Source organism: Undibacterium sp. YM2 (genome assembly GCF_009937975.1).
In the GTDB taxonomy this organism is placed as follows: Bacteria; Pseudomonadota; Gammaproteobacteria; order Burkholderiales; family Burkholderiaceae_D; genus Undibacterium.
On the sequence record NZ_AP018441.1, the window covers coordinates 1727499 to 1742914 of the forward strand.

Genomic DNA, 15416 nt, shown 5'->3' on the forward strand with positions numbered 1-15416 from the left:
CAGAAGAGGTTTACATGGTCGCCAGTGCCAACTTAAAAAGCAGGATACTGTTAGTTGATGATGATGAGTTCACGCTCACACTTCTGAGCAGGATTTTGGAGAAGGCTGATTATGAGATCATCCAGGCCCAGTGCGGTGAAGATGCATTGAATGTCATCTTGATGCAGGAGCCTGATATTGCTCTGCTTGATATCAATATGCCCGGCATGTCAGGCCTTGATCTGGCGAATCACTTGCGTACTGAAACTGCTATTCCATTTATGTTCCTGTCTGCCACTTCAGATACTGAAATCGTCAAGCAGGCGGTTGAGTACGGCGCGGTAGGTTACATGGTCAAGCCAGTAGATGTATTAAATATCGTTCCCACAGTTGAGGCAAGTCTTGCGCGCGCCAAAGAGATCAGGCAATTGAAGAAGAGCGAGGTTAATCTTACATCTGCGCTTGCTTCTGGCCGCGAAACCAGCATGGCGGTAGGCTTGCTGATGGCCAAATTTCAGTCTGACAGGCAAGGCGCGTTTGATGTACTGCGCAACTTTGCCCGTTCTAATCGACGGCCCATACACGATGTTGCAAGTGAGCTTTTGCAAGCAGAAGAGACCATCAATCAATTTAAAAACCTGTTTAGTGGCAATTAGATCGACACCATCAAAAGATGGTTAAATCTTGTTTCTCTGTATTGCCGGGTGGAAAAATTCAGATATTATTCACTTCAGGCGAAGCGACTATCAGTTAATTCACCTGTCCCGTAACCATTTCCCCGTTATGGGACGTCTCATCAAATGCCGTCTGGCGTCGCCCCATTGCTGCGACCAATTGTCGGCTTCACCGGCCCAGAACCGCCGTCTTTCCCTAATCACATAGCGTCTTGTTTTTCGCTGGCAATTGCCCATGCGTCTGCTTAAACTTGTTTTTAGTCTTTTGCACGAGAATGTGCGCAGATCGAAAGGAACAGATGTGTTCACAGATATTATTCAGCAGAATCTTTCGAATTCACCTGAACCAGGCAGGGCATATTCTTGCATTGGTTTTGCGATCAAGGTGTTGACATTGAAGTTAGATCCAATAGGTACGTTCAATGGATGATCAACGGGGCTTGTCAATTTGACTGGATAAGCGCAATAAAACGACTAAAGTAGAGAGTGCTATTTGCACTTAATAAACATCAGGCTGTGTCAGGCAAAAAGATAGTAGAAAAAACGCCTTCGATGCCAGTGTGAGTATCAAATAAATGGAAAAAAAGGATGACTGCGAAACCTAATGTATTGATCGTTGACGATAATGCCGTCAACCTGTTGCTGCTGGCGACGCTGACAGAATCGGTCAGCGGTTTTCCTGCCATAAGTTTTGATGATCCGCTCAAAGCTTGTGAGTGGTGCCAGTCAAATACGCCGGATCTTATTCTGGTTGACTATATGATGCCGGGATTGAATGGGCATGATTTCATCCGCAACGTCAGAAGGCTAGCACATTGCATGGATGTCCCCATCGTCATGGTGACCACAGAAAACGAAAAGGCGGTCAGGCATGAGGCCTTGTCTTTGGGGGCAACCGAATTTCTTGCCAAGCCTGTGGATATACCTGAATGCCGTAGCCGCATACGCAATTTACTCGCTCTGCGCCATTCTCAAAATTTGATCAAGGACAGGGCCAAGCTACTGGAACATGAGGTACAACTGGCGACAGCTGCCATCATCGAAAGGGAGAGGGAGTTAATCGTGCGGTTATCCAAGGCTGCCGAGTTCCGTGATCCAGAAACAGGGGCGCATGTGCAGAGAATGGCACATTACTCCAGGATTATTGCAAAGAAAATGGGCTTGTCTGCTGAATTTCAACAACTCTTACTGGATGCAGCTCCCATGCATGACGTTGGCAAACTGGGGATTCCTGACCATATTCTGTTAAAGCCAGGGAGGCTGGATGACGATGAATTACGCATCATGCGGCGACATGCAGAAATTGGATCTGTGATCCTGGCGGGCAGTTCTGCACCTTTAATACAGTTGGGTGAGGAAATTGCCAGGACGCATCACGAAAAATATGACGGAACAGGGTATCCAAATAATCTGGCTGGGGAAAACATCCCACTCTCTGGACGCATTGTGGCCGTCGCGGATGTATTTGACGCCCTGACTTCAGTGCGTCCTTACAAAAAAGCCTGGTCTGACGAGGATGCACAGAAGTTTTTGCAGGATAACGCCGGTAGCCATTTTTGCCCCATCTGTGTGGCGGCATTTATCGATGCCTGGGATGAAGTCTTGCAAGTGAAAGCAAGCTTGCAGGATTGATGACATTTTTTTAGATTCGAAATTTCTTTGAGCGGGCAGGTGCTTATGGTGCCAATCCAGCCTGCGCACCTTAGTGGATAAAGCAAATGAAAACAGCCAGAAAACGCTTCCGCCGTCAGTTGATACTGATGTTCGCCCTGACGCTGCTGCTGACCTGGAGTTTTGTCGCCTATGAGCTGTTTCGCAGCCGCACGCAATATTTGCAAGAGGCAAACGTTCGTACTTACGTACAGTCACAGGTTTTTGCTGAATATTCACAGTCCGTCGTCCGACGCATCAATGAAGTGTTACTGGATATACGCGGCGACTGGGATGGTAACTGGGCTGAATTCGCTGACGTCGTGCGTCGTCGTCAGGAAATCTTGCAAGATATCTCTTTCCAGGTAGCAGTGATAGACAAAGACGGCATGATGCAATTCTCAAATTTGTCTAAACCGAACGAAAAGGTGGATCTCAGCCAGCGCGAACATTTTCGAGTTCACCACGACAGCCCCGAAACCGACGCCCTGTTCATCAGCAAACCTTTAAAAGGGAAAGTATCGGGCAAATGGTCACTACAGTTCACGCGTCCCATATTGAGACAAGGTAAGTTTGACGGCGTTTTGGTGGTGTCCGTCAGCCCGGACCAATTTACTGCATTGGCAAAAAAACTCAATATGTCTGAAGGCGGAGCGGTAACAGTGTTGCGTGATAGTGGTGAGGTAATGGCACGTTATCCATCCATGGAATCCGTCCTGGGAAAAGTTATCGACAACAGCTTTCTTGGATTGTCTTCCACACCTAGTCTTGCCGGGAATTATAGGCGGGTTGCTAAAGTAGATGGTGTAGAAAGGATTTACGGTTACTTTCGGATACCTGAGTATCAATTAACTTTCCTGGTTGGTGAATCGGTCGAGAGCGTGTTGATGCCTTATGCGACGCACAGGAATATGGTTTTGGGTGCCGCACTTGTCATCAGTTTGTGCGCCTCTTTCCTGTTTAGCCTCTTGTTTAAAGCGCTGAACGCCAGGGATGGCATACAAGAGCAATTGGTTGAGCGTGAGGCTATCTTGCGCCAGTCCCAAGAAGTGGGACAGATAGGGAGTTTTTCACTGGATATCGCTCGCAAGATCTTCGAGTGTTCAGACACCATGAATGCTATTTTTGGTTTGCCTGCGGAGTTTGAGAAAACCTATGCCAACTGGCTGGAAATGATTGTCCCCGAGTTTCGTGAAACCGTTGGCAAGGCCATGAGCGCAGCGATCGAGCAGCATACCCGGTTCAGCTATGAATACAAGATCGTGCGGCCCGTAGATGGTCGCGAATGCTGGATACAGACAGTGGGTGAAATCAAGCGCGGGGCAGCAGATCAAGCGAGGTACCTGGTCGGGATAGTTCTGGACACCACAGAACGCAGGTTGCATGAAGAAGAATTGTTGAAGGCAAAAGAGATGGCAGAAGCTGCCAATATTGCCAAGAGTTTGTTTCTTGCATCCATGTCGCATGAGATACGTACGCCCATGAATGGAATTCTGGGAATGACGGAGCTTGCGCTTGATAGTAACTTGAATCGTGAACAGCGTCAGTATCTTAATTTGATCAAGTCGTCCGCTGATTCGCTGCTGACCATTATCGACGACATACTCGACTCGTCCAAGATAGAGGCAGGTAAGCTGGTATTGGAAAATGTGGTATTTGATCTGGCCACAATGCTTGACGATGCGGTGAAAACCCTGGTCATTCCGGCTGAACAAAAAGGGCTGGAGCTGGTTGCTGATACTGATGTTGACAGTCGTCATACGCTCATCGGTGATCCTGTCCGCATACGGCAAGTTTTGTTTAACGTGGTCGGCAATGCAATCAAGTTTACTGAAAGTGGAGAGGTGGTTATCCAGGTCCGGCAAGAAGTAGTGCCTGGTGGCGAGGTGCTCTTGCATTTTAAAGTGACCGATACGGGCATAGGGATAGAGCAATCCAAAATTGCCAGCATTTTTGATTCATTTTCACAGGCGGATAATTCCATTACAAGAAAATATGGCGGTACCGGCCTGGGATTATCGATTTCCTCGCGCCTTGTAGAGATGATGCGCGGCCGCATCTGGGTTGAAAGTGAGTTGGGACATGGAAGTACCTTTCATTTTGTCATCCGTCTGATCAAGGGAGGCGAAAGCCGGCTGCCATCGCTGCTACGTCTGCCTGAGCGCAAGTTCCTGGTGGTGGATGACAGCACTGCCAACCGGCAATTTCTGGCGGACTCTTTTCTGAAAATGGGTATCCAGGCTGTATGTGCCGAAACTGCTCAGGAAGCCTTGGGTGAGATGCTGCGCGCGCAGCGTAGCGGCAATGCTTATGACCTCATCTTAATCGATGCCCACATGCCCGGTATGGATGGATTTGCCCTGCAGAAGAAGATGGCAGAAACCATGCCTCCGCTTGCCGCCAAAGTCATCATGATGATTTCTGCTGGCATACGGGGGGATGCGGACCGTTGCCGCATGGCGGGCATAGAATTTTATATGAGCAAACCTGTCAGGTTGCCGGATTTAAGATCAACGCTGGTATCGGCATTGGATATGGATAGCGATAATGTTGCCGATTCAGAACGGGCTGAAAATCCAGCGCCTTCATCGCTAAAAAGATTGTATATCTTGCTGGCAGAAGATAATTTGATTAATCAGCAACTGGCTGTACGACTACTTGAGAAGTCAGGGCACAGAGTCAAAGTCTGTGACAATGGCCAGGATGCCCTGAGTTTGGTTGAAACAGAAAAATTTGATGTCGTGCTCATGGATGTGCAAATGCCCGTGATGGATGGCATAGAGGCTTGCCTGGCAATCCGTGCCAGGGAAGAGCTGCGCGGCGGGCATCTGCCTGTCATTGCAATGACCGCCAACGTCATGGAAGGGGACAGGGAGCGTTGTCTTGCTGCTGGTATGGACGATTATCTATCCAAGCCGATACAGTCAAAAAAACTGATGGATTGTATTGAAGCGGTATTGAGTGGACATCGGATAAGTCAGTTACTAGATGATCATTCGGGAGATGTTCTGCAGGTGTTACCTGAATTTGATTATGCAAAAGCCCTGGAAAAAACGGATGCTGAAGTGCTCGATATTGTGGGCAAGCTGGCTCTCACGAACATACCAGCCCAGCTTGCAGAAATTGCATCTGCATTGCATGTCAGCCATTTATCAGACCTGCAGCGCGCCGCCCATACTCTTAAAGGGGTTATGGGATACTTTGGAGCTACGCCCATCGTCGAATATGCGAAAAGAATTGAATTGAGTGCCAAGCAGGGGGAGTTGGAAGTGGCCCAGCGACATTTTCAGTTATTGGAAGTGGAAACCAGAAAATTTCTGGTTCATTTGACGGATAAATTGGGAAAACATGAGTGTTAGTTCTCTGGACATGTCACCTGTAGTCGCGATGAAAGTTACGTCCGGAGGAACTTGAGCTTCTTGCTTGAGGTCTTGCTTGCTGCTCACTTATGCATATTCATCATCAAGCCATTGGAATCAGACATAAAAAAACCCTGCAATGCAGGGTTTTTTTATGTCTACAAAACTTACCAGAATTACTTGATTTTGGTTTCTTTGTAGATGACGTGCTTGCGTGCTTTAGGATCAAACTTCATGATCTCCATTTTTTCAGGCATAGTGCGCTTGTTTTTGGAGGTTGTGTAGAAGTGACCTGTACCAGCAGTCGATTCCAGCTTGATTTTGTCGCGACCAGATTTAGCCATGATATTTTCCTAACTATAGTTTAGCTTAAACTTTTTCGCCGCGAGCACGCAGGTCAGCCAAAACGGCATCGATGCCGATTTTGTCAATGACGCGCAGGCCAGCATTGGACAAACGCAGAGAAACCCAACGGTTTTCTGATTCTACGAAAAAGCGACGATTTTGCAGATTAGGCAAAAAGCGGCGTTTTGTTTTGTTGTTAGCGTGGGATACATTGTTGCCAACCATTGGCCCCTTCCCAGTCACTTGGCAGACACGTGCCATGTTTTACTCCTTAGACGATTCCGAAATTGGAAAAACGCAAGTATAAACAAAATCCCATGAAATATCAACGACTTGCGAAAAACAAGTGTGTCTTTTTTAAAAAATTAATTTAACAATTGAATTTTCCTGGTTTTTTCGCAGGTAAACGCGGGTGTAAACTGCGAGTGATAACAAAGTCTTATCTGCAACACTGGTTGTTTCAATGCTGCAAAATGGCTGGCCCGGCGGGGTTGATGCTCACATCAGGCCATGCTCTGCAAATGAATACACATTGGGATTGGCAACGATAAAATGATCCAGCACACGCACATCGATCAGTGCCAGTGCCTGCTTCAAGGTTTGCGTGAGGCTGATGTCTGCCTGACTGGGTTCGCAGGAGCCTGAAGGGTGGTTGTGGGCCAGTATGATGGCTGCGGCATTTTGCTGCAGGGCCGACTTCACCACCTCACGCGGATAGACGCTCGCATGATTGAGAGTGCCACGGAACAGTTCTTCAGCCTTGATCAGGCGGTTTTTGATATCCAGGAACAGGATGGCAAAAGACTCATGTGGTTTATTTCCTATCATCAATTGCAGATAGTTTTTCACAGCCTGCGGTGATGATAGCGAGGCGTTTTCCTGCAGTTCTTCAGAAATCGCCCGTTTGGCCAGTTCCAGTACGGCATGTAACTGTGCATACTTGGCTGCTCCCAGCCCGTGTATGGAGGAAAAATCCTTCATATTTGCTGCAAAAAGGCCTGAAAGAGAGCCAAAGTGCTTGATCATATCGCGCCCCAGATCTACTGCGCTTTTACCCTTGACGCCAACCCGGAGAAAAACAGCCAGTAATTCGGCGTCTGATAATGCGCTTGCTCCATGCTTGATCAGGCGCTCACGCGGGCGTTGATCTTCTGGCCATTCATTGATTGCCATCTAGGTTTTCCCCATAGAATTTGGTCCTTGTCTCTTCATAAGCTAAAGCTGGCTTACAATATCGGATTCTCAGCCTCATAAGCCCAGTTTCATATCATGTCTTCGAATGTTATCCCCACTGTGACACCCAACGCCTACCTGACCCTCCATTATCGCCTTGCGACGCTGGCTGGTGAAGATATACTCAGCACCTTCAAAGAGCGCCCAGCCACATTGCAACTGGGCACAGGGCAACTGGCACCAGAGCTGGAAGCATCCTTGCTGGGGCTCGAGGAAGGTTCTCATACCACCCAGGAACTGGCACCTGAAAAAGCCTTTGGGCCGCGCAACCCGGATTTGATACAAAGAGTATCGATGGCTACACTAAAAGAAAACTCTGCTTTTGGCGAGCAATATGTGATTGGCGACCTGGTTGAATTTGCCGCGCCTGCGGGTGGCAAGTTTGCCGGCATCTTGCGAGCAATTGACGATGAAGGTGCATTGTTTGACTTTAATCATCCTCTGGCCGGGCAGACCGTGCTGTTTGAAACAAAAATTATCGGGATTCTTTAATCAAAGCTTATGGACAAAGAAATCTTATTAGCCCAGCCGCGTGGATTTTGCGCTGGTGTCGATCGCGCCATTGAAATCGTCGAGCGTGCCTTGCAACAATTCGGTGCACCGATTTATGTCAGACATGAAATCGTGCACAACGCCTATGTCGTGAATGACTTGAAAAACAAGGGTGCGATTTTTATTGAAGAGTTGGAAGATGTCCCGCCGGGTAATACCCTGATATTTTCTGCCCACGGCGTGTCGCAAAGCGTGCGCCAGGATGCCGAGGCCCGTGGCCTGACGATTTTTGATGCTACCTGCCCACTGGTGACCAAGGTGCATATAGAAGTGGCCAAGATGCGCAAGGAAGGCCGCGAAATCATCATGATAGGCCACCATGGTCACCCTGAAGTGGAGGGCACGATGGGGCAGGCAGATGAGGGCATGTATCTGGTGGAAACCGTGGCCGACGTCGCCAGCCTGCAAGTAAAAAATGCAGATATGCTGGCTTTTGTATCGCAAACCACATTGTCTGTTGACGACACGGCAGAAATTATAGATGCTTTGAAAAAGCGCTTTCCTTTGATCAGTGAACCAAAAAAGGGCGACATCTGCTATGCCACGACCAACCGGCAAGAGGCGGTGAAATTCATGGCACCGCAAGTCGATCTGGTTTTGGTGGTTGGCAGCCCGAACAGTTCCAATTCCAACCGTCTGCGTGAAGTCGCCGAGAAGAAAGGTGTGACCGCCTATATGGTCGATAATGCCAGCCAGATCAAACCTGAATGGCTGGAAAACAGCTTGCGTATAGGTGTGACTGCCGGAGCTTCTGCACCCGAAGTGCTGGTGCAAGAAGTGATTGCCAGTTTGCGCCAACTGGGTGCACGCAGTGTGCGTGCGCTGGATGGTGTCGAAGAGGCCGTGACTTTCCCCATGCCCAAAGGACTGGCTGTAGCAAAAGTTTGATGCTTGTAACTCTCTTAAGTAAGTGAATTTGATAAAAAATTTGTTTTGGCTGTTGTTTTCGATATTTTATTTTGCAAATACGTGTTTAAGATTGCGGCACAATCAAGTTCGGTATTTGCCGGACTTGGCAAAACGTGTATGCTGGTATTCGGCACTTGTGGAAAGTACGTAGCTTGCGGTGGTTTTTTTACCACTGGAAGAGCAGGCAAACTATGTATAATCCCGCCGACTTTACTGGGATAACCTTTAAGTCAAAATATATTACAAAAACTTTTACCAAAAGTTGCTGAGGAGAGTTCTACTATGTGCATCGATTACGCCATTATTGCTTCTACTTTGATGACGCGCCTGTTTGGCTAACGCGCGTTCGAATTCCGGCGGCACCCAGTCTGGGTGCCGCTTTCCTTATCAGGAATGATTTTTGCTGAAACCTGCGTATTGTTACCCGATTCTTTCGGGTGGCAAGATGGCAAGCAGTTCATCTCCTGGTTTTTTCAGAAATTCGTTTCGTTTTTAAAGTGAGAAGCAAAATATGGATACCTTTATCCAACAAATTATTAACGGTCTGGTGCTGGGTAGCATGTATGCCCTGGTCGCATTGGGTTACACCATGGTCTATGGTGTGCTCAATCTGATTAACTTCGCGCACGGCGACGTACTGATGGTCGGTGCGATGGCCGGTCTGAGTATCATCAAGTTTTTATCCGTGGTAGCTCCTGAGCTGCCAGGCATAGTCAAACTGATTATCGCCATTCTCGGTGCCATCCCTGTCAGTATTGCTGTCAATGTCCTCATTGAGCGCGTGGCTTACCGGCGATTGCGAAATGCACCGCGCCTGGCTCCGCTGATTACGGCGATTGGTGTCTCCATCCTGGTGCAGACTTTTGCGATGATGATCTGGGGCCGCAGCCCTATTCCTTTCCCTTCCGTGATGCCATTGGAACCTGTGCAAATCGGCGGTGCAGTGATTTCACAAACACAGATACTGTTGCTGGTGTTGGCGACGCTCTCCATGGTTGCCCTGGTTTTGCTGGTGGAAAAAACCAAGATGGGCCGGGCCATGCGTGCAACTGCTGAAAATCCACGGGTTGCCGGCCTGATGGGCGTTGATTCCAACAAAGTGATTGTCGCAACCTTTGCGATAGGCGCTGCACTGGCGGCTGTTGCTGGTGTGATGTGGGCTGCCAATTATTCGTCTGCCCAGTTTGCCATGGGTTTTGTGCCGGGTCTGAAAGCATTCTCTGCAGCGGTGCTGGGTGGTATCGGTAATATCTACGGCGCGATGGTAGGCGGTATTGTCCTGGGTCTGATTGAAAGTCTGGGTGCCGGTTATATCGGTGACCTGACTGGCGGTATTCTGGGAAGTCACTATCAGGACATCTTTGCCTTCGTGGTATTGATTATCGTATTGACCTTGCGTCCATCCGGCATCATGGGTGAACGTGTTGCTGATCGTGCGTAAGGAGAAAATCTATGTCTACATTATTTGATGTAAAAGCCAATCCGCAAAAGGCATTTGCCAGTTTCGCCGTACTGGCGGTTATTCTGGTGGCATTTCCTTTTGTTGCTTCCAATTTTGGTAATTCCTGGGTCAGGATTATTGATCTGGTGCTCTTGTATATCATGCTGGCCCTGGGGCTCAACATTGTGGTTGGTTTTGCCGGTTTGCTTGACCTGGGCTATATCGCATTTTATGCGGTAGGTGCCTATTTGGCGGGTATATTTGCGTCTCCACAATTTGCCATTGCTCTGGAATCCATCGTCGATAACTACCCTGGTTTCGGCGCTTTCCTGGTCAATGTGCTGGGGCAGGAAGTCACTCAAAACGGCATTCATCTTTCAGTCTGGCTTATTGTGCCGATGGCGGCAGCGGTAGCAGGCTTGTTTGGTGCGATACTGGGTGCACCTACCCTGAAATTGCGTGGTGATTACCTGGCGATCGTGACTCTGGGTTTCGGTGAAATCATCCGTATTTTCATGAATAACATGAATGCACCGATTAATTTTACCAACGGCCCAAAAGGTATCAACAAGATAGACCCTGTCAGTGTATTTGGTGTGTCACTGGCTGGTGAGCCCGGCAGCAATGCGACGGTACATTTCCTGGGCATGAGCATGCCTTCGGTGAATGCCTATTATTTCCTGTTCCTGTTCCTGTGTATCTGTATCGTTCTGGTTTCCTTCCGTTTGCAAGATTCCCGTCTTGGCCGCTCCTGGGTTGCCATCCGCGAAGATGAAATTGCTGCCAAGGCCATGGGTATCAATACCCGTAATATCAAGCTGCTGGCTTTCTCCATGGGCGCTTCTTTTGGTGGCGTGTCTGGTGCGATGTTTGCCAGTTTCCAGGGTTTCGTTTCTCCAGAGTCCTTCTCCCTGATGGAGTCCATCATTGTTCTGGCGGCGGTCGTGGTCGGCGGTATCGGGCATATCCCTGGTGTGATCATGGGGGCTGTGGCACTGATCTCATTGCCGGAAATATTGCGCCACGTTGTCAAGCCTTTGCAAATGCAATTGTTTGGTGAAGTGTGGCTGGAAGATGAAGTTTTGCGTCAGTTGATCTACGGAGCGACACTGGTTGGTGTCATGCTTTATCGTCCAGCCGGTTTGTGGCCAGCGCCCAAGCACGAAGACCGTATGGCTAAGACTAACGAAGCGGCAGCATAAGGAAGATCGTCATGACTGAACAAACTATCTTAAAAATTGAAGGTGCCAATAAACGTTTTGGCGGCTTGCAGGCGCTGTCAAATGTAGGTATCAATATCAAGAAGGGCCAGATCTACGGCCTGATCGGGCCTAATGGTGCTGGCAAGACCACTTTTTTTAATGTCATCACTGGCCTTTATCAACCTGACACAGGGACCTTTGAACTGGAAGGCAAGCCTTATTCGCCATCGGCACCGCATGAAGTGGCCAGGGCAGGCATCGCCAGGACTTTCCAGAATATCCGTCTGTTTGGTGAAATGACGGCATTGGAAAATGTCATGGTGGGCCGCCATATCCGTACTCATCAAGGTGTATTTGGTGCGGTGTTCAGACATGGTGCGGCAAAAAAAGAAGAGGCTGAAATTCGCCAGCGTGCGCAGGAGTTGCTGGATTTTGTGGGCATAGGGCAGTTCGCCAGCCGCACATCCAAGTTCCTGTCTTATGGTGATCAACGCCGTCTGGAAATTGCCCGTGCACTGGCAACAGATCCAAAACTGCTGGCACTTGATGAACCTGCTGCCGGTATGAATGCGACTGAAAAACTTGCTCTGCGTGAGTTGCTGGTCAAGATCAAGGCAGAGGGCAAGACGATTTTGCTGATTGAGCATGACGTCAAATTGATGATGGGATTATGTGACAGGATGACTGTTCTGGATTACGGCAAGCCAATTGCAGAAGGTTTGCCAGCAGACATACAGAAAAATCCGGCAGTTATCGAAGCGTATTTGGGAGGTGGTCACTAATGGCTGAGAACGTATTAAAGATAAGCAATCTGAAAGTTGCTTACGGCGGCATCAAGGCCGTTAAAGGAATCGACCTGGAAGTCAACAAGGGTGAATTGATTACCCTGATCGGTGCCAATGGTGCAGGCAAGACCACGACCCTGAAAGCCATCACGGGCACCTTGCCTGCCTGTAAGGTTGAAGGCGAGATTGTCTATCTGGGTAACTCCATCCGTAACGTTAACTCTTTTGAGATGGTGAAAAATCACTTGGCCATGGTGCCTGAAGGCCGGGGCGTGTTTACCCGCATGACCATTCTGGAAAACCTGATGATGGGGGCTTTTATCCGCAACGATAAAGCGGGTATCGAAGCCGATATCGAAAAATGGTTTGCCGTCTTCCCGCGTCTGAAAGAGCGTGCGGCACAACTGGCAGGTACCTTGTCCGGTGGTGAACAGCAAATGCTGGCGATGGCACGTGCCCTGATGAGTCATCCTAATCTATTGCTGCTGGATGAGCCATCCATGGGGCTGTCACCTATCATGGTGGAAAAGATTTTTGAAGTGGTGCGCAATGTGTCAGCCCAGGGAATTACGATCCTGCTGGTAGAGCAGAACGCCAAGCTTGCCTTGCAGGCAGCACATCGCGGCTATGTGATGGATTCTGGTTCCATCACGATGAGTGGCAATGCCAAGGATATGCTGAATGATCCTAAAGTACAGGCAGCCTATCTCGGTGAAGGTTGAATCGTTTTACGAAGTAAGGTAAGTCTCTTGCGCAGCATGTGCTGTGCCGGGACCTTTCAAATACCTGCAAGTAATTGCAGGTATTTTTTTGCCTGTTTTTTTCCTCTCTCTTCTTTTCACTTTTCATTTTTCACCTGGCCGTGACAGATATCTTTTGCTATCCGCAAAAAGGGGATCAGGCAATGGAGTCGCGTATCACAATGTAATTGCTCTATGTTTTTTGCAAGCACTTGTTTCCAGACTTGATCTTGATGTGGATCAAGATATATTCCGTTTTTGGTAAATAGTTTATATAAAACAATAAAGGAATATACATGGGGTTTGTAAATAAATTGCAGGCTGCATTGGGCAAGGATGCTGCCATCGCCACACCGGGTTATAGTCGCTGGCTGATGGCCGCTGCTGCTTTATTGATCCATTTCCCGCTTGGTCAGGCATACGGATTTTCTGTCTTCAACGGGCCACTGGTCAAGGTGCTGGGATCAAGCCTGACCAGCGTTGGCTGGATTTTTTCTGTAGCTATTATTTTTCTGGGGCTGTCGGCGGCAATCTTTGGCAAATGGGTAGAACGCGTAGGTCCGCGCAAGGCCATGCTGGCGTCAGCATTGTGTTTTTTTGCGGGCTTTCTGGTTTCAGCACTGGGCGTGGTACTGGGCTCTTTGCCAGTAGTTATTCTCGGCTACGGCGTGATTGGCGGTACGGGTCTGGGGATAGGCTATATCTCACCCGTTTCGACACTGATCAAATGGTTCCCTGACAGACGCGGCATGGCTACCGGTCTGGCTATCATGGGCTTTGGTGGCGGTGCGCTGGTTGGTTCGCCATTGGCCGTGAATCTGATGAAATATTTCAGTGAAGGTTCGCAATACGGCGGTATTCCGGCGACTTTCATTACGATGGCGGTCTTGTACCTGTGCTTTCAACTGGCAGCGGTCAGGATAGCCCGTTTGCCTTTTCCCGGCTACCAACCTGCGGGCTGGGTGCCCAGCAAGACGGAAGCTGCGCATATTGCCGCGAAAGGCGCGGGTGATTTTTCAGTGGCACAGGCCATACGCAAGCCTCAATTCTGGCTGCTGTGGGGATATTGCTGCTCAATGTCTCGGCAGGTATAGGCATACTAGGCCAGGCTTCATTGATGGCACAAAAAATGGTGGGCATCTCTGCCGCAGCGGCAGCTGGTTTTGTGGGCTTGCTTTCGCTGTGCAATATGGCCGGTCGTTTTATCTGGTCCAGTTTCTCCGACAAGATAGGGCGTAAATGGGCTTATGCCATGTATTCTGGTGTTGGCGCTCTTGCTTACTGGGCGATCCCCGGTGCGGCAGCCAGTGGCAATATGCTGCTGTTCGTTGCACTGTTTGCCCTGGTCATGAGTTTTTATGGCGCTGGTTTTGCTACTATCCCCGCCTATCTGGCAGACATGTTTGGCAAAAAAGAAGTTGGTGCCATACATGGACGTTTACTGACTGCCTGGTCCATGGCTGGTGTGATCGGGCCACTGGTCGTCAATGCAGGGCGTGATTATCTGGTCAAAAACCAGGGACTGGCAGATGCCGCCGCCTATTCAACAGTCGTGTATGTACTGGGTGGTTTGCTGGTCGCAGAATTTGCCCTGAACCTGTTTGTAAAAGCGCCTGAGTCAGACACGAATCCTGCCGTCAATGCGCAATTGGCAACTTGACAGATTATCAGGACACATCAGATCAGAAATAAATATGGAAGACAAAAAGATGGAAGATATCAACAAGCATATTGATCCCAGCATGACTGGCAAAATCATTTTTTACTGGGCGCTGGCCTGCGTTCCACTGGGATGGGGAGTCTGGCAAACGGCAATGAAAGTCATGGCAATGTTTGCATGAGTTGAACAGGCATACATAAGCAAAAGCCCCGATATGTTTTCCGGGGCTTTTTCACTTGCTGTCTGCCTGTTACAGCAGGAGGGGAGTCCTGCTGTAACAATGCGGATGCTTACTTCTTCGTGGCCTTTGGTGTTGCCGCTTTTGTTGCAGTAGAAACTGCATTGTTCAGATTGGCTTCCAAAGCTTCAACAGCCTGCTTAGTCGTTTTGCTGATGTGATCGTAGCTGGCGTTCGCATTGTCTATCGATGTTTTGAACAGGGAAACAAATTGCTCGGAACCTGCAGGGGCATTTTTAGACACTTCGTCAATCAGGGACAACACTTTGCGGTTGGTTTCCGCGATTTGTGCTTCAGCCGCATGTGTGAATTCTGCCTGTGTGCTGGTGGCGATATTTGCCAGGTGGCGGCTATATGCCAGTACTTTTTCAGCGGTAGGCTGTGCCTGCGCTGCGGACAGATTGAAAAATTCTTGCGGGTCTTTGGCAGCCAGCAATTGCTTGGTTGCAGCAGAGCTTTCTTCCAGAGAGGATTTGGCGGCATTCAAATTCAGTTCGATGAATTTTTCTACGCCTTCAAATGCTTTGCCTGTCAATGTAGTGAACAGCGCAAGTTGTGCATCGAAATTGGCTTTGGTTGCTGCAGAAATTTGTTCGGGTGCAGTAAACATGGACATCTCCTAAGTAGGAAAGTGGAATACAAGAAACCT

At 48.9% G+C, this 15416-nt stretch carries 14 protein-coding genes and 1 pseudogene; 11 read left to right on the plus strand and 4 right to left on the minus strand.

The features are described 5' to 3' along the window. Positions 1 to 14: 14 nt before the first annotated feature. The 3 genes from UNDYM_RS07665 to UNDYM_RS07675 all read left to right on the plus strand — a co-directional run bounded on the left by UNDYM_RS07665 (position 15) and on the right by UNDYM_RS07675 (position 5662). On the plus strand, positions 15 to 635 hold the full coding sequence (locus UNDYM_RS07665) for an ANTAR domain-containing response regulator (protein WP_162040510.1): 621 nt from the start codon (positions 15 to 17) through the stop codon (positions 633 to 635). Between the two features lie 606 nt (positions 636 to 1241). Next, positions 1242 to 2285 carry an HD domain-containing phosphohydrolase gene (locus UNDYM_RS07670; RefSeq protein ID WP_162040511.1) on the plus strand — a complete coding sequence of 348 codons (1044 nt, stop codon included), beginning with the start codon at positions 1242 to 1244 and terminating at the stop codon, positions 2283 to 2285. Between the two features lie 86 nt (positions 2286 to 2371). Further along, on the plus strand, positions 2372 to 5662 hold the full coding sequence (locus tag UNDYM_RS07675; protein WP_162040512.1) for a hybrid sensor histidine kinase/response regulator: 3291 nt from the start codon (positions 2372 to 2374) through the stop codon (positions 5660 to 5662). A gap of 176 nt (positions 5663 to 5838) precedes the next feature. On the opposite strand, the gene rpmG is transcribed toward UNDYM_RS07675, so the two are convergent. From rpmG to radC, 3 genes are all read right to left on the minus strand, one after another. Then, entirely contained in the window at positions 5839 to 6006 is a 168-nt protein-coding gene (gene rpmG / locus UNDYM_RS07680) for a 50S ribosomal protein L33 (RefSeq protein ID WP_110257750.1), read from the minus strand. A 25-nt stretch (positions 6007 to 6031) separates the two neighbouring features. Continuing rightward, entirely contained in the window at positions 6032 to 6268 is a 237-nt protein-coding gene (gene rpmB, locus UNDYM_RS07685; RefSeq protein WP_162040513.1) for a 50S ribosomal protein L28, read from the minus strand. Between the two features lie 237 nt (positions 6269 to 6505). Next, positions 6506 to 7180, minus strand: a complete 675-nt coding sequence (radC, locus tag UNDYM_RS07690) for a DNA repair protein RadC (RefSeq protein WP_162040514.1) — start codon at positions 7178 to 7180, stop codon at positions 6506 to 6508. Between the two features lie 96 nt (positions 7181 to 7276). On the opposite strand from radC, the gene UNDYM_RS07695 reads away from it, so the two are divergent. The 8 genes and pseudogenes from UNDYM_RS07695 (at position 7277) to UNDYM_RS07730 (ending at position 14710) form a co-directional block, all read left to right on the plus strand. Continuing rightward, entirely contained in the window at positions 7277 to 7732 is a 456-nt protein-coding gene (locus tag UNDYM_RS07695) for a peptidylprolyl isomerase (protein WP_162040515.1), read from the plus strand. A 9-nt stretch (positions 7733 to 7741) separates the two neighbouring features. Further along, entirely contained in the window at positions 7742 to 8680 is a 939-nt protein-coding gene (ispH, locus tag UNDYM_RS07700) for a 4-hydroxy-3-methylbut-2-enyl diphosphate reductase (protein ID WP_162040516.1), read from the plus strand. A gap of 532 nt (positions 8681 to 9212) precedes the next feature. Continuing rightward, entirely contained in the window at positions 9213 to 10142 is a 930-nt protein-coding gene (locus UNDYM_RS07705) for a branched-chain amino acid ABC transporter permease (protein WP_162040517.1), read from the plus strand. A gap of 11 nt (positions 10143 to 10153) precedes the next feature. Continuing rightward, positions 10154 to 11344 carry an ABC transporter ATP-binding protein gene (locus UNDYM_RS07710; protein WP_162040518.1) on the plus strand — a complete coding sequence of 397 codons (1191 nt, stop codon included), beginning with the start codon at positions 10154 to 10156 and terminating at the stop codon, positions 11342 to 11344. A gap of 11 nt (positions 11345 to 11355) precedes the next feature. Next, positions 11356 to 12126, plus strand: coding sequence for an ABC transporter ATP-binding protein (locus tag UNDYM_RS07715; RefSeq protein ID WP_162040519.1), 771 nt, complete (start codon positions 11356 to 11358; stop codon positions 12124 to 12126). Then, positions 12126 to 12851, plus strand: coding sequence for an ABC transporter ATP-binding protein (locus tag UNDYM_RS07720; RefSeq protein WP_162040520.1), 726 nt, complete (start codon positions 12126 to 12128; stop codon positions 12849 to 12851). Before UNDYM_RS07715 ends, UNDYM_RS07720 begins: the two co-directional genes overlap by 1 nt. Positions 12852 to 13165: 314 nt before the next feature. Next, positions 13166 to 14529 (plus strand): annotated as a pseudogene (locus UNDYM_RS07725) (OFA family MFS transporter). A 34-nt stretch (positions 14530 to 14563) separates the two neighbouring features. After that, positions 14564 to 14710, plus strand: a complete 147-nt coding sequence (locus UNDYM_RS07730) for a hypothetical protein (RefSeq protein ID WP_162040521.1) — start codon at positions 14564 to 14566, stop codon at positions 14708 to 14710. Between the two features lie 109 nt (positions 14711 to 14819). Here UNDYM_RS07730 and UNDYM_RS07735 read toward each other — a convergent pair whose 3' ends face one another. Continuing rightward, positions 14820 to 15377: a phasin family protein gene (locus tag UNDYM_RS07735; protein ID WP_162040522.1), complete on the minus strand. Its 558-nt coding sequence runs from the start codon at positions 15375 to 15377 to the stop codon at positions 14820 to 14822. Between the last annotated feature and the right edge of the window lie 39 nt (positions 15378 to 15416).